14 protein-coding genes are annotated in these 15,614 nt (G+C 48.2%); 6 read left to right on the forward strand and 8 right to left on the reverse strand.

The genetic code is table 11. The annotated features are described in order from the left end of the window. Positions 1-90 precede the first annotated feature (90 nt). The 4 genes from ACU70B_RS13105 (at position 91) to ACU70B_RS13120 (ending at position 5,706) form a co-directional block, all read left to right on the forward strand. Positions 91-2,439: a sensor domain-containing diguanylate cyclase gene (locus tag ACU70B_RS13105; protein WP_447183964.1), complete on the forward strand. Its 2,349-nt coding sequence runs from the start codon at positions 91-93 to the stop codon at positions 2,437-2,439. Positions 2,440-2,579: 140 nt separating this feature from the next. Next, positions 2,580-4,844, forward strand: coding sequence for a PAS domain S-box protein (locus ACU70B_RS13110; protein ID WP_447183965.1), 2,265 nt, complete (start codon positions 2,580-2,582; stop codon positions 4,842-4,844). 105 nt (positions 4,845-4,949) lie between these two features. After that, a complete protein-coding gene (locus tag ACU70B_RS13115; protein ID WP_447183966.1) occupies positions 4,950-5,105 on the forward strand; it encodes a hypothetical protein in 156 nt (51 codons plus the stop codon). A gap of 40 nt (positions 5,106-5,145) precedes the next feature. Then, positions 5,146-5,706, forward strand: coding sequence for a DUF502 domain-containing protein (locus ACU70B_RS13120; protein ID WP_447183967.1), 561 nt, complete (start codon positions 5,146-5,148; stop codon positions 5,704-5,706). Between the two features lie 49 nt (positions 5,707-5,755). Here ACU70B_RS13120 and ACU70B_RS13125 read toward each other — a convergent pair whose 3' ends face one another. Both ACU70B_RS13125 and ACU70B_RS13130 read right to left on the reverse strand, forming a co-directional pair. Then, positions 5,756-7,486: a methyl-accepting chemotaxis protein gene (locus ACU70B_RS13125; protein ID WP_447183968.1), complete on the reverse strand. Its 1,731-nt coding sequence runs from the start codon at positions 7,484-7,486 to the stop codon at positions 5,756-5,758. A 288-nt stretch (positions 7,487-7,774) separates the two neighbouring features. Next, positions 7,775-8,875, reverse strand: coding sequence for a sigma-54 interaction domain-containing protein (locus ACU70B_RS13130; RefSeq protein ID WP_447183969.1), 1,101 nt, complete (start codon positions 8,873-8,875; stop codon positions 7,775-7,777). 179 nt (positions 8,876-9,054) lie between these two features. Between ACU70B_RS13130 and ACU70B_RS13135 the strand changes: the two genes are divergently transcribed. Both ACU70B_RS13135 and ACU70B_RS13140 read left to right on the forward strand, forming a co-directional pair. Further along, complete coding sequence (locus tag ACU70B_RS13135; RefSeq protein WP_447183970.1) at positions 9,055-10,059, forward strand: hypothetical protein; 1,005 nt, start codon at positions 9,055-9,057, stop codon at positions 10,057-10,059. 109 nt (positions 10,060-10,168) lie between these two features. Next, positions 10,169-10,687 carry a nitroreductase family protein gene (locus ACU70B_RS13140; protein ID WP_447183971.1) on the forward strand — a complete coding sequence of 173 codons (519 nt, stop codon included), beginning with the start codon at positions 10,169-10,171 and terminating at the stop codon, positions 10,685-10,687. Between the two features lie 116 nt (positions 10,688-10,803). On the opposite strand, the gene ACU70B_RS13145 is transcribed toward ACU70B_RS13140, so the two are convergent. From ACU70B_RS13145 to ACU70B_RS13170, 6 genes are all read right to left on the reverse strand, one after another. After that, positions 10,804-11,535, reverse strand: coding sequence for a peptidoglycan-binding domain-containing protein (locus ACU70B_RS13145; RefSeq protein WP_447183972.1), 732 nt, complete (start codon positions 11,533-11,535; stop codon positions 10,804-10,806). Between the two features lie 102 nt (positions 11,536-11,637). After that, on the reverse strand, positions 11,638-11,868 hold the full coding sequence (locus ACU70B_RS13150) for a hypothetical protein (protein ID WP_447183973.1): 231 nt from the start codon (positions 11,866-11,868) through the stop codon (positions 11,638-11,640). A 39-nt stretch (positions 11,869-11,907) separates the two neighbouring features. Further along, on the reverse strand, positions 11,908-12,918 hold the full coding sequence (locus ACU70B_RS13155; RefSeq protein ID WP_447183974.1) for an ABC transporter permease subunit: 1,011 nt from the start codon (positions 12,916-12,918) through the stop codon (positions 11,908-11,910). An 89-nt stretch (positions 12,919-13,007) separates the two neighbouring features. After that, positions 13,008-13,919, reverse strand: a complete 912-nt coding sequence (locus tag ACU70B_RS13160; RefSeq protein WP_447183975.1) for an ABC transporter ATP-binding protein — start codon at positions 13,917-13,919, stop codon at positions 13,008-13,010. 2 nt (positions 13,920-13,921) lie between these two features. Continuing rightward, the gene (locus ACU70B_RS13165; protein WP_447183976.1) at positions 13,922-14,314 is read right to left on the reverse strand and encodes a GntR family transcriptional regulator; all 393 of its coding nucleotides are present in this window, start codon (positions 14,312-14,314) and stop codon (positions 13,922-13,924) included. A gap of 317 nt (positions 14,315-14,631) precedes the next feature. After that, complete coding sequence (locus tag ACU70B_RS13170) at positions 14,632-15,462, reverse strand: DUF2889 domain-containing protein (RefSeq protein WP_447183977.1); 831 nt, start codon at positions 15,460-15,462, stop codon at positions 14,632-14,634. Positions 15,463-15,614: the final 152 nt, after the last annotated feature.

The following is a 15,614-nucleotide window of genomic DNA, read 5'->3' on the forward strand; positions in this document are numbered from 1 at the left end:
AACAGGCAGGAAAAATGTCACAAGTTTAGAATAGATTAAGGTAAGGTTTTTACATCAATTCCGTTTTAAGTAAGCCTGTATATTGGCTCCTTGGGAAAAATAACCTTCAGGAGGGATATAATTCTGAAAGAATTATTCAATAAGTTTCAGGCGGCGCTGGCGGGAACAGTACTGTTATTGGCCTTGTCACTACTGGCAGTAGTTTTTCCGGTTCAGAATGAACTGATTGACAGCGAACGGTCTAATTTCCGAACTGAAGCCCAAATGTACCTTATAAGCCTTAATAATTTCGTACAAAACTGTATTCAAGGCACCGAAGGACTCTGTCGCCGTTCCATGGTGCGCGACAAAATTATAGCCTACATGAACGGTGAAATAAATTATACCGAGCTCAAGTCCTCCACCCAGTTAAAGTACAACTCCGGAGCCTCCCACCTTAAAAATTGTCTTTTAGCCATCCGCCTGGTAGATAACCATATTCTTAACACCTACGGCGATAATGATTTCATAAACAGCCTGGATCTGTCCGATAAAACCTACTCCGGAGTATCCTTTATCAAATACAACGGCAAGCCTTTGCTTATAGTCCATTCGCCCTTCCGGGACGGAGACCGGCTGTTGGGTTGCGACCTGGTGGTCTACGACCCCTCCCAGGTTATGGCGGAATTAAATCTTACCGATTACAAGGCCAGCATTTTAACCCGCTCGGAATTTAAGCCCCGGCAGCAGGAAATAATAGACCATCAACTCATTACCCATAATAATCACACTTCTTTTTATGGGGATATCCTTCAAAGCAATGCCATACTGCTCCTTACCATAGACGATTCCATACTCTACAAATCGGTTCGCAACAGTACCGCTAAAAATATGTTGATTATAGTACTGTCCCTAACGATTACCCTGCTCTTGATCTATTTCTTCGTTTACCGGCCTGCTCAGCAACTGTTGGCCGAGCTCCGTTCGGCCAATAAAGAGCAACAGGTGCAAAAGGCCAAAGTGGAAAAGCTGTCCAACGGTCAGAAGGCTTTATTCAATATATTCCGCTACCTGAGCGAATCCTGGTCTTTTGCCGATGATTTTACGGTAATAAGCCGCTCGTTGCCTTTTATTATAAACTATCGTAATTTTCTGATTGCGGCGCGGGAGTCCAAAGAGGCTCCATCCTTTACCATCAAGGAGATTACCGGAGACCTTACTTCCCGTAATCTGGAATCTATGCTGAGCCGCAAAGGAACCATACTGGAGCAGGCCATATCCACCGGCGAACCGTTCTACAGCGGCAATGTCCAAGCCGAAGTAAACGCTATTGACCGTTATCATAGTGAAATCCAATCAATTATTATCGCTCCCGTCATTTATAAGAACTTCAAATGGGGACTGGTGGCTATAGACCATATGGAAAAAAACGCTTTTACTCAACTTGATTTTGAACTGATGAACATGCTGGCCTCACATATTGCCCTGCACCTGGAAGAAATGGACGCCAAAAATAAACTTAACCAAGAAGCTAACCGTCTGCGGGCCCTGCATGAACTGGTTAACAAGAGTCTATTAGAGCGGGATGCCGGCATGATTTCCCATCTCATCACCGACATGCTGGCGGAAATGGATTTTTGTTCCACAGCTATTTACCGTACCATCAAAGGTGAGCAGGGCTGCGATTTTGAACTGCTGGTACAGAATCATTATCAGGAACCGGAACCGGATATTGAAATATTTAGCCCTGATTTGCTGCAGCAGGCAGCAGCTGCAAAAACCATGAAAATAGTCGAGCCCGAAGCAGGACGATGCCACCAGTTTCTCACCCCTATAGGTTTTCGCAACGAACTCTATGGCATATTTTGCCTGGCCCGGAATCAGCCATTTACCAACCAGGATGTGGAGTTTGCTCTCATTATCGGCAATTATCTGGCAGTATTCTGGGAGCTAAACAGCCTCATCACCCGCATAGAGCGGGAGGCTCTGATCGACCCGCTGACCGGCGTTTGGAACCGCCGGTATTTGATGAAGCGGATTGAAGAAGAAGACGAAAAAATCAAACGCTACGGAGGCGAGGCCAGTGTAGCCATATTGGATTTAGGGAATTTCAAGCTGATAAACGACCGCTTCGGTCATGCCGCTGGTGACGAGGTACTAAAAGCCACGGCCAATGCCATACTGAAGACTATTCGCTCTGTCGACTCAGTAGGACGTTACGGAGGGGACGAGTTTATTGTGCTCTTCCCCAACACCTCACTGCAGCAGGCCAAAAAAGCGCTTTATCGGGTTAACCAGGAAATTAGCCGGCAAAGACCCGCCGGAGTAGATATTGATATTTTTGCCGATTTCGGAGCAGCTGCCTGTCCGCTCGATTCCCCCCGTTTGCTGGAAGCCATCAATATAGCTGATGCCAGAATGTATGACAATAAAAGAGACCGTAAAGGTCAGGATTTTTAGCCTGGCTATGTATAATTATAAAATTACCCAAATTATGCAGGATATTGCTGTAATATGGCGAATTTTATTCATACTATACGATTACCAGTAAGGCTGCCGCTCTGTACTTCTTGGTTCAGGATTTTAAACGGGGTGAATATATGGAAAACAGTAAAAAACAAAAGGTACGATACCGGGGAAAATCTTCGTTCTCCGGTAATTTTGATAATAGCTTGGACCAGAGAGCCATTTTTCAGTTGATAGTGGAAAAAGCCCCTGATATTGTGCTCATTCACCGGACCGATGATATGACCTGCTGTTATATCAACGCCAGGACTGAAGAAATACTGGGATATGAGAAAGAGGAGGTACTCGGTTATAATTTGCTTGACTTCATACACCCTCATGATCAAGAAAATATGCGTCAGGCTCATGTCAATCTCTTACCCCGGAGAGAGGCCGGCAGCCTATTCAGGTTTTTAAAGAATGACGGCTCCTACCTATGGTTGCAAGTTGTCAGCCGGCCGGTTACCAATAATAGAGGGGAAAGGCTGGTATTCTCGGTAGCTCGCGAGACCGGCAAGCAAGCAGACGTGCTCCGCCAGGGCGAGCTTAATTTCCGTCAGCTGGCGGAAACTGTACCTGCCTCGGTTCATATCTTTCAGGATGATAAACTGGTGTGGGTAAATTCTACCCTTCTGGGGCTCAGCGGATTTTCCCGGGAGCAACTGCTGGGTATGAATTGCTGGGACTTGATTGACCCTGAATTCCGGGAAATGGTGCGGGTAAGAACCCGGGCGCGCCAGCAGGGCCTGAACCCGCCATCCCGCTACGAGTTCAAGGTTTGCACTCCCAAGAACCCCGAACTATGGGTAGATAATTCATCCAGTTATTTTGAATATCAGGGTAAACCGGCGGTTATGGCTGTTCTCTATGATATCACCGAGCGCAAACAGGCGGAAGAGGCCCTGCGTAAATCCTATCAATTGCTGGATAATATAGTCAGTTTTCTCCCCGACCCCACCGCCGTAGTAAACCAGGATGGCAAAATAATTGCATGGAATCGGGCCATGGAGGATATAACTGGAGTAAAGGCTGCAGACATGCTGGGAAAAGGACGTTATGAATATGCCGTGCCCTTCTACGGATTTGCACGTCCCACTCTGCTTGATATGGTATTGACCCTGGATAAGAAACTATGGCCAAGATATGAGCAGGTGGAACAGATCGGCGCGGAGACCCTGGCTACAGAAACATTCTGTCCGATTATTGGTCATAACGGGGCAATGCTCTATGCTATTGCGTCTCCGCTTTACGACGAGGAGGGTAAGAAAGTAGGCGCTATCGAGTCGGTCCGGGATATTACCCGGCAAAAACAGGATCAGGAGAGAGTTCGCTATCTAAGCTTTTATGACAAATTGACCGGCCTTTATAACCGGGCCTTTTTCGAGGATGAATTAAAACGCCTGGACACCGACCGGCAGTTGCCCTTGAGTATAATTATCGGAGATGTTAACGGTTTAAAGCTGGTAAATGACGCCTTTGGCCACCAGGATGGGGACGAACTCCTGATCAAGGTAGCCCGGCTTCTGAAAGATACCTGCCGGGAAGAAGATATTATCTCGCGCTGGGGAGGAGATGAATTTGCCATCCTGCTTCCTCGAACCAGTGAAAAATATGCCCTCAAATTGTACTATCGCATTAAAAGCAGTTGCCGTAAAGCCGGGAGTTATCCTCTGCAAATAAGCATTTCCCTGGGGGTGGCTACCAAAGAACACGCCTGGCAAAATACCCTGGATGTCCTTAAGGAAGCTGAAGACAGAATGTACCGCAATAAACTTTTGGAAAGCAAGAGCAACCGCAGCAGCTTTATTGTTTCACTGGAAAAAACCCTTTGGATGAAGAGTCACGAAACCAGGGAACATACCCGCCGATTGAGAAGAATCGTTGTTAATATGGGGCGGGTATTGGGTCTGCCTCAAAACGAGCTCGATAACCTGACTCTGCTCGCTGCTCTTCATGATATAGGTAAGATCGCTATTCCCAACAATATCCTGGATAAACCTGACCGTCTTACCCCTGATGAATGGGAGACCATAAAAAAACATCCCGAAATAGGATACCGCATCGCCCTCTCTTCCCCTGAATTGTCACCTATAGCTGAGGCCATCTTAATGCATCATGAACGCTGGGACGGACACGGCTATCCGCTGGGGCAAAAAGGCAAGGAAATCCTGCTCAATGCCCGGATACTCAGTATCGCTGACGCCTATGACGTTATGGTAAATGGCCGGCCCTATCAATCAGGAATAAGCCACGAAGAAGCCCTAGAGGAAATATCACGCTGTGCCAATAGCCAGTTTGACCCGGAGTTGGCCCAAATTTTTATAAATTGCCAGCATTCTGCTTCCCAACGCGGCAAATAAGAGGAAAAATATACAGGCAGCACTGACAACGAAAAATCCCAGGTTTTTGCCCATGGCTGGCGATGAGTTAGCAGGAATAACTCTGGAATATGAAGAATTAGTAGCGTGTATAATCTTGATATGATGCAGGGTGATAATGTGGTGCAGAAAATAAAATCATTCTTGGCCGACAATAAACTTGGATTGGCAGTAGGGACAGGATTCCTGTTAATCGGAATTTTAACCGTATGGCTTTTCAGTTCCATCGCCGATAAGCTTTAAAAATTCTCACCCTTTTACCTGCAGTTGAGGAGGACTTGGTATGAAAAGATTGGCCAACTATTTCCTGAACGGACTGCTCTTCATGGTTCCTATCCTGGTAACCCTTTACGTGGTCTACATTCTTTTTGTCAAAATTGACGGCCTGCTTAAAATCCCCCTTCCCGGAATCGGCATTATTCCCGGAGTAGGATTTCTGGCTACTGTAATAATTATCACGCTGACCGGTTTCCTGGTTTCCAACTTCCTGACCAAAAAGCTGTTGCTGCTGTTTGACCGCCTTATGAGCCGTCTCCCGCTGGTTAAACTCCTCTATGGCTCGATCAAGGATCTGCTCAATGCCTTTGCGGGTGAGAAGAAAAGCTTTAACCGTCCGGTACTGGTCAAGCTGGGATCAGACAGCAGCGCCCATGTACTGGGTTTCATTACCTGCGACTCGCTGGGCAAGTTCGGGCTTGACGAATACATATCGGTCTATATACCGCAGTCATATAATTTTGCCGGACAACTGCTGGTCTTTCCCCGGGATCAAGTACGTCCTCTGGACACCGCCAGCGCAGACCTTATGACCTTCATTGTATCCGGTGGCGTTGCCGGGGTCTAGAACCCGGACTTAAGGGAGGAGTTTGAATCCCCCCTTCATTAATTAACGGTTATGATAGTTTAAATTGTTGAACTATTTCATTGAGCTGAGCGGCGGTCTCGGAAAGCTTTTCGGCAGAAATGCTGGTTTCGGCAATAAGCTGATTGGTATTCTGGGCTCCCCGGGCAATATCTTGGGCTCCGGCACTGCTCTGCTGCATGGTGGAAGCTACTGTTTCAATGGCCCGGCTTATTTCACCGGCCGCATCCAGTACCCTCCGGGCCATTTGGTCGGCGGTATCGGTCATGGTTTCAAAGGCCCCTGCGTCTTCCCCGTATTTTTCCGCCATAGCGACCATAGATTGATAATCCATCGCTATATCGCTGTCAATAAATGTTAATAATTCTTTGGTATGCAGTATCAGGCTGTTTATGGACTGCTCTACTTGCTTGGTCAAGTGCTGAATATTATCAACTGCATGTGACGACTCCTCAGCTAACTTGCGTACTTCCTCGGCTACCACGGCAAAACCGCGGCCCTGCTCTCCGGCCCGAGCTGCTTCAATGGCCGCGTTTAGAGCCAGCAGATTGGTCTGGGAGGCAATGGATGCAATATTGGTTGCCACTGCGGAAATTTGCTCTACTACATAAGCATCTTCAATCGCCTTTTTAACCTGCCCCTCGATTTTTTGATAAATATCATGCGTTGATTCACTTGAATTTTCCGTATCCTGTCTCAGCTTCAAGGCTCGATCCTGAATTTCTATAGCTTTGCGGTTGCCCATGCCCAACTGAGCAGCCAGCTCATTTAAGGAAGCCACCACCTCTTCCGTGGAAGCATTGACCTCCTGTGATGATGCTGATACTTCCTCAATACCTGCGGCAATTTCCTCAGTTGAGGCCGTAACTTCCTGCATATCCACCGAAATATTTTCGGTTGCGGCAGCAAGCTGCCTGCCGGAGGCGGCAATGCCCCGGGAATGATCGCCTATCCCGGTCACCACGGTTCTCAGTTGTTTAATCATATCCTGCATGGCATTGGCCAATTGTCCGATCTCATCCTTACGTCCCAGGCTTTTTTCCGGAATAACCACCGTTAGGTCACCACCAGCAATTTTTCCGGCAATCTTAGTGGCGCCATTTAACGGGATGGCAATACGCTTGCCGATAATAAACCCTAAACCTAAAGCCAGCAAAAATGCCATTACAATAAACGTATACATGGCCTTGACCGACCTGGAATAGATATTATCACCATCATTATTGGCCTTCTCGCCCAGTTTTCTGTTAAAATCAACAAGTTCAGCCATACAAGCCTCACTCTTTTCCCTTTCCGGCTTGGCCTTTACCATAAGAAATTGTGCACATTCGTTCTGCCCGGCACCATTCATAATCATCGTTTCCAGTTCAACGGTTCTCGCCTCATAGCTCTCAAGCGTTTCATTCAAGCTTTTCAACAAATCCCTTTCTTTAGCGGTTAAATCGGTTGTATTGTAGTTATTCAATGCCTCTTTAACTTTGGCTAAGTCCTGTTTAGTCTCCCGCAAGGCCTCACTTTTATCTTGTTCGGTAGTTCCAGCGATAGCTTTCCACAAATCTCCCCGCACAGAAAACAGATTACCTCTGGCTTCACCCAGGTATTCTATGGGAACGAGGTTGTTATTGAACATACCTGTCATTCCCATGTTGATAAGTTTCATATTACGCATCCCCATATAACCGACCACAACGATCAATGCCGCAATAAGTGAAAAGCCCAATATTAGTTTGCCTAAAGTTTTGATATTGTCGAACCGGTACATATCCAAACCTCCCATATAATATATTTGACTTAACCGTACTTCCGAACCTGCCCAGCTTCCAGCCTTGCTGCCCTTAACAGGGTATGGGCAGCCACCGGGTCAGCTTGGTCCTGAAATATGATCTTATAGTACTGCCCCAGTTTTAATAGCAAGTTTCATGCCAAAAGGCCTAGGATGCCTGCAGCAGGCTTATCACGCGGGCTAAAAGAGATGCTGAATAAGATTTGATCTACTAAATGTAAGATTTGGTGCATGAAAATCAGACAATTGTCCTGTTTTATACAGGAATTAAATACTATTTATTTTCCTTAGCCAGGTATAAAGAGAGCTTCGTGAAATGCCCAGGTATTTTGCGGTGGTAGTTTTGTTTCCGCCGTTCATTTCCAATGCCTTCATAACGACTGTGGTGCAAAACTCTTGAAGATTGAAGCCTTCCTGCGGCAATAGAAAATCGTGGCTGCTTAATACCATTTGATCTGCGTTTTCATCCACAGTCTTATACTTGGTGTGCCTGTACAAAGGGTTAAGATGCTTGGGCTTAAGCTCAATATCGTCGTAAAGCAATACTGCCCATTCGATGACATTACGCATTTCCCTTACATTCCCGGGCCATTTATAAGACACCAGGACATCAGCGGCTTCCGCAGCAATACTCTGAAAACGTTTTCCCTTTGCACGAGCAAATTTCAGAAGAAATAGTGAGGTTAAAGGAATGATGTCTTCGCAGCGCTCCCTTAAGGGGGGAATATAAAGATGCCCCACCGCAAGGCGGTAGTATAAATCCTGGCGGAATAATCCCCGCTGGATACTGTTCTTTATATCACGATTACTGGCACATATAATCCTTGTATTGGTGTTAATGGGCTGTACTCCCCCTACCCGGTAATACTTCTTTTCCTCCAGTACTCGAAGCAGCTTGGCCTGGGTATTCACCGGCATCTCGGTAATCTCATCCAGGAAGAGGGTCCCTCCCTCGGCCATATCCAGTTTTCCTTTTCTCCCTCCAACAACGGCTCCGGTAAATGCTCCAGGTTCGTAACCAAACAATTCACTTTCAAAGATGCTATGGGTCAAGGCGGCACAATTAACTGCAACAAATGGTTGGGCGGATATACTGACGCCTCCCAAATGTATGTATCGGGCCACTATATCCTTACCGGTTCCGGTCTCCCCTTCTATAAAAACGGGAATACCTCTGTCCTCATGCAATTTGGACGCATAGTTGAAAACCTGTTGCATCGCCTTAGAGTTAATAACCACCTCTTCCGAACCCAATCGGACATGAAAATTCCGAAGTTCCTTCGGATGCGAATTGTTTATCTGAATATCCGCAGACCAATTTTCCTCTGCGGCTCTTAATCCTTCCTGGTATTTTACTCCATTTTTCATTCCAAACCCTCCCAAGCGGTCGTAATTTGTTGTAACGAGTAGATTTATTATACATCCGCCTCCTAAATACCTGTAGCCAATATGTATTAATATGTCCATAGTCTGCCAGGCAAACAGCCCAAGGAATGTATTTTTATCGGCAAGCCGCATGCAAAAGGGCTTTTAAGGAAACCATAAACTTGAAGCATGTTCGTATCTTTGTATTACGCATCTTAACCATTGCAGTAAGTAAGATTGAGGTGATTGAGTTGCCCGGGAGAAAAGCTACTTTTACCCTGCTGGTCATACTGTTGATTATTATACTGATACCTGTCGGCTGTGGAAAGAAACAGTCCGCTTCCCAGAAACCCCAGTCTTCCGATACCGGCCAAAAACCAAAAGCTCCTGCTGCGGCTGAGGATATTCTTAAGGACGTTACCGCGATTATTGCAGAACTAGACCGCAAAACTAAACTACAGAAGGTTCCTGGCCTGGAGCAGGCTTCTCAGGATGGGGGGCAAAGCGGGCAAATGAGCCAGGGCGCAGGGAGCTCCAAGGGAGGACAAGGCAGCCAGAGCGGCGGCTCCCAGAGCGGTAAGAGCAGCAGTTCCTCGAAAAGCGGCGGCCAGCAGCCGTCCCAGGGTGGAGGGCAAAAGGGAATGGCCTCATGGCAGAAGGAAATGCAAAGCCTTAAAAACCTGCATAGCAATTGGAACATGCTGGAACCGCAAGCCGCCGAAGCAGGGTTGTCCCCGAGCTCACGGGATGGTTTTGAACGAACTCTGGACAATTTAACCCTTGCTGTCAGCAGCCGGCGCTTGGAAGAAAGCCTTACGGCTGCTATAGAACTCTACGGACAGTACGGGGAACTGGCCCGGATTTATGCCATACCCCAACCCGTCGAATTTTATCAGGTACAATATGGAGTTATGGCAGCGATGGCTGAGGCCAGCCGTGAAAAATGGGACACTGCCCGTGAAAAAATCGATGCCACCGAAGATCCCTGGTCGATGCTGCTGCCCCGGGTGGGCAAGCAGGATAAAATGCTGGCCCAGCGGGTGGATTTTTCCCTGCGGGATTTAAAATCTGCTATAAGCAGCCAAGAGATGAACCTGGTAGCTATCAAGGGTGAAATTGCCATGAATAACTTTAAAGCCCTGGAAAAAAAGCTGTCCCAAAGCCGCTCCCCCTCTGGTTCACAGTAACCTCTGATTCCTTTCCTCCAGGTTGCTTAATGCTATAACAATTAATCAAAATCCTGATATAATTTAGCCAGGATTGGGTTTAAGTATATTTGACCAGGAGGGATACAGATTGGATTGTTTTGAAGTTATTAGCCAAAGACGCAGTGTAAGGAATTATAGAAGCGACCCGGTAAATGATGCGGATATTATGAAAATATTGGAGGCGGGACGGATGGCTCCCTCGGCCGGGAACCTACAGCCCTGCTATTTTATTGTGGTTAGAGACCCGGAGGTAAAGTCACGGTTGCATCAGGCTGCCCTGGGTCAGGATTTGATAGCCCAGGCACCAGTGGTTATTGCCGTCTGCGTTGACCCGGAGCGCTCATCTCATTACGGAGATGCGGGCCGCAATTACTACAGTCGTCTGGATGCCGCCAATGCTACCCAGAATATGCTTCTGGCTGCCTTTGCCCTAGGCTATGGCAGTTGCTGGGTGGGGGGCTTTAAGGACTCTGCCGTAAGGGAAGTGCTTGGTCTTCCTGATGCTTTCCGGGTCGTTTCCCTGGTACCATTAGGCAAGGCTGCAGAAAATCCGTCATTACCTCCCCGCCGTCCTCTGGAAGAGATAGTGCGCTGGGATAAATGGTAAAACCATGATTAACCAGGCGCCTATTCAAATCCGTATTTTTTGAAGAAATCGCGGCTACCTATTCAGTAACCGCGATTTTTCATGTCCTCAGCTCATTAAAGGCTCCCGGTCAACATTCAGAAGCTGGCCAGATGGTAAAAGGTCTGGGCACCAACAATCCCATCCGCTTTTATCCCCACCGCCGCCTGCAGCTGTTTTATCGCCTCTTCCGTAGCCGGGCCAAAGATGGCATCCAGTTTGCCTTCATAATAACCCTGATCCTTAAGACTGCGCTGCAGCCAGTAAACATCATAACCCCGATTACGATCCCCGCGATTTCTCTGCAGTATCCTTGCTCCCATACCGGCAAAATTATATAACTGGAAGAAAGTTTTGGGGCCAACGACCCCGTCGGCCATTAAGTGTACATCCCGTTGAAACATTTTTACCGCCGCCTCGGTTCTGGAGCCAAAGCTTTTGTCTGCCGGTCCGCCCAGGGCCTGGGTAAATTTTTTAGCGGTTGTGGCCAGGCGGTTTTGCAAGACCCAGACATCATAACCGAAGGAGCCGCGCTGCAGAGTGCGAGCTCCGAACAAGGGAGCGCCCGGAGGAAGATAAGATCCGGTCGGCACCCCTAAAAAAAGAAAGGTATTTTTCCCTACCACGCCATCAACCGTCAGACCGAAATATTTTTGAAACTTCTTCACTGCCATATCTGTTTCCCGGCCAAACGTCCCCTTCTCCGCCATACTAATCTGGGTGCCGATGGGCTCAGGCAGTACCTTGAGAAAGTTCTGGGTCAATTCAACATCGCTGCCGGTGTCGCCCCGCCTCAAAATCCGGCTTCCCAGAACAAAATCGTCAGCCATAGGTTCACCTCCATAATAGTCCTTGTTATAGCTTATGAAATCAGGACTGTTATGGTTATATTAAATTAATATTTTGCAAAACTCTTGACCAGTTATCTTTTTTCACGGTAATTGCCGGCCGTGATGCAGAAAACGCCGCAGATACTCGAAATCTATATAAATAAACCCGGCCAGCAATGTAAAACAAAAGGCAAATATCAACAGTGTCCCGACCCGGGTAAATACCGGCAAGCAGGAGATATACAAGGCTACGATGGCAATTCCGATCTTGCGTGCCGGGCTGGCGGCAAAAACCAGGCCGCCCGTCTGCAGGGAAGCCCTTTCAAAAATCACTGCGGCTACCTCCATATCCGGTAACCTTCGGCAGCACTTTCAGCGATTCTGAAGCACCCAGGCCATTATCCGCACTATAAGAACCATAGCCAGGTATATTCCCAGCCACATGACAAAGAAATAGGCTAAAAATGATAATAGTGACGTACCCACTTCCCCGGCCCATCCCATGGCTCCCAGGAATGAGAAAAACAGCAGCCCGATTTGCTTGAAATTGCCGAAAAGCAATAGCTCGCCCTGGCGCTCCAGGGGATTCTTTTCGAATATTTTTATTGCCAGCCCCAGGAAAAGCAGTGCAGCCAACAGCAGAATGACAACTTCCAGCGGATAATCGGGTGCAACCCGGTCTATAACCGGGTTGCTGTTCCAGATATAACGGCCGTCCCGGCTTATGTAGTCAGGAATAAAAAGATAGGTTGCTATATAGCGGGCTTTAAGCTCCAGAACAGCGGATACCTGGCAAAACAGCCGAATCATGTACAGTATTTGGCTGGCCAGCATCCAGGGTGCAGCCATGATAACGGCGGTAAAAAGAGCCGATGACAGAACTCCCCGGGAAAACGAGGCCACCAGCAGGGCCAGGCTGAACAGGCAAAGCAGAGCAGCAGTAGTCAGGACCGACCATAGCAATACCTCCCGGGTACTGTACTGGGCCGGCAACAGATGACCCGCGATCAGCAGAAACAGGCTTATGGCAGCCATAATGGCCGCGAGGGCCAGACTGCCGCTGATAAACTTGGCCTCTATGATTTGCCGCCGGCTTACCGGGGTGCTTGCCAGGTAATTAAGCCCGCCGCCCCGCTCCCCGGCCAGCATCAGCGCTGCCAAGAGCACCGCCACAATCATAGCTGTAGTTTCGGTAGTCGAAAGGCCTGGCGCCAAGATAGCCTTGATCCCGTATGACCAGGCATCTGCCCGGTCTCCCACCCGGTATATCCAGTAGCTTATCGGAACCAAAACCGGCTCCAGGCTGATAACTATAAAAGCCAGCCCGAAAATCCAGCCGTATTGCCGCCACTCTTTCCACAACAGACCTCGCATTATCCTCATCTCACCGCCTCCCCGCAGTTATTTGCGAATACGGGCCGCTTACTTTTGAGCCCATCATCTGCTACTTTCACTGGCCGCCCCTCACTTCTCTATTTCTCACTTCCCAAATAGTACCCCTCTGATTTCATGAAAGCTATAAAAATACTTTCCAGGTCGAGATTTAATTCCTTGACCAGTTCCGGCTCCAATACCGCCAACCCGGGGCAAATACTATCCAGGTGACCGGTTATGGTGATGGTCATAACCCTCCCGCTTCTCTGGCAATCCACTATCCCCGGCAGTGTTTTAATCGCCTCTTCCGGAGGTTCCCCGGTAAAAATCAACTGCAGACGATGCACCGATTCCTTCAACTCATCGAGAGTACGGCTGAACAACACCCGTCCCCGGTAGAGGGTGGCGATGTGATCCGCACTCTGCTCCAGGTCGCTCAGATTGTGGGAAGAATAAAACACAGTAGTTCCTTGGCTGGCAACTTCTTCAATAACGGTTTGCAGAAAAGCGCGTCGTACTACCGGATCAAGGCCGGCGGTAGGTTCATCCAACAGCAGCAGGTGAGGCCGCAGAGCCAGGGCCATGATCAAAGCCACCTGCACTTTCTGGCCCCGGGAGAGATTACGTATACGCTGGCCTTCAGACAAACGGAAGCTCCGGTGCAGTTCCCGGCAGCGCTCCCAATCCCAGAACGGGTATAGTTTACTGCCCAGGCGGTAAATCTCCGCCACCGTAAAACCGGGATACATCACCGGTACATCAGGCACATAACCCACCCGGTTTCTTATGCCGCCATCCTTTTTCCGGATACTCTGCCCCAGGATAAACCCTTCTCCGCTATCCGGGCGGATTATGCCGGTCAGCATCTGAATCAAAGTTGATTTGCCTGCTCCATTGGGACCAATCAGTCCGAAAATGGACCCGGCGGGAACCGCCAGATAGAGTTCATCAATCGCCTTAAGTCCATCAAAGGATTTGCTTAAAGCCTGTGTTTCTATAGCCAGATCCATGATTATTCTCCTCCCCTTCTTTCCCAGTCATCCAGGCAGGCTTTAAAAAGTTGTATAATGTCTTCTCGATTTAATCCCAGATGATAAGCTTCCACCAACACCTTTTCCACCAGAGCGGACACTTGCTTCTTGACCATTCCTTTATCGCGGACAGTCGAACGTCCCGCCACAAAAGTTCCCCGGGAACGCATGGTTTCGATTATCCCTTCCTGTTCCAATTTCTGATAAGCTTTGGCAATGGTATTAGGATTTATGGACAGCTCGGAAGCCAGTTCACGAACCGTGGGCATTCGCTCCCCGGGAACCATTATTCCCCGGGCCACGATTTCCTTTATGCCATCCACCAGCTGCTGGTAAATGGGAGTACTGGAACGTGGGTTTAGGTCAAGCCACAAGCGACCACCTTCTCTCGTTTGTACTACTTGATATAGTACAAATATAACAATTGGGTTCTCCTGCGTCAAGGCTACATCGCCGGTTTATTTTGCTATACCGCTCAAGCGTTATGCTTTAGCCATTTTAAAACAGATGTTTATAACGGTGGGAGCGAATTGTTCTGCCGTTTCCTGCATGCCCTGCCTCGGCCAATACTTACTGCGGGTAATCTTTCCGAGAACCGTTGACCCGGTTACAGGCAAACCAGTCAGCATATGCGGCCGGAATCAATCAGTTGGCCCTATGTGCCTGCAAAGGTTTAGCCTGACGGAGCGGATCAAGATGATTGTTTTAAATATAGTTCCAGGGTTTTTACGCTGTCGTAAAGCAAATCAATTAAATGCACACATCCTTGCCCCGCCCCAAGTAAGCCGGCCAATTCTTTCTTTGCTATTCCCGGCAGCAGCAGCCCCGTAACATTCGCCATCTGGTCGGCTGACTCCCGGCATACCTCGTCGGGAACCTTCAGTAACTCGCTGCGGGCTGCGATGACTTTCATGCCGTTATCCAGTTTTAAGCTGGTGTTAACCTGATGAAAAGAATCGATCAGGCTGCCGTTTATTACGTAAGAGCCCTCATCATCCCGGTATAATTGCTGGCTCTTGCAGCGGTCAAAGAGGTTTTCCTCCCTCCCCGGGAAACCTATATAATCTCCCCAGGAAGTACTGATTCTATGCAGGTTGCTATAATATCGGCAAGAGCCGACGTAAAAATCTTCCCAGGCCTGGTTGTACTTGGCGGCATTATCATAACCCCTTTCCCGGTAAAGAAAGGTCTCAGCCTGTACCACCCCTATAACCGAATCATTGAACAGTGACCGCTCGTGCTCATCCTTAATTCCATGCAGAGCCCGCCTTAACTGTGAGCCGCTGCCCAGGTAGGCTTTTACGCCCTTCATGCTGTCAATATATTCACGTTTTTCGCCCATATCTCCAGGCCCACCCAAACGCCCCAGCCAGGCCTCACTTATCATAAAAGTGCTGACTTCCAACCGCATCACCGCCAGGCGTTCCATTAGAGAATCCATATAGCTGGTTTTAGCTGTTAAGTAATGTTCATCATCCCGAAGGACTGAGGTATGCCAGAAACGCTGTATAAGAAAGTCCATTACCTCCCGCTCCTTTCATCATTGTTCCATTTATCCATAATAAACCTGGTGAAAGGCTTCATAAATATTAGCCACGCCCTTCAGATTCTTCCCCCCTGATACCCGCTGTTCTTTAAATGGTTCACCCTTTACTTTATCCCAGCCTTCCGATC

The sequence above is a fragment of the Syntrophomonas curvata genome (assembly GCF_052976825.1).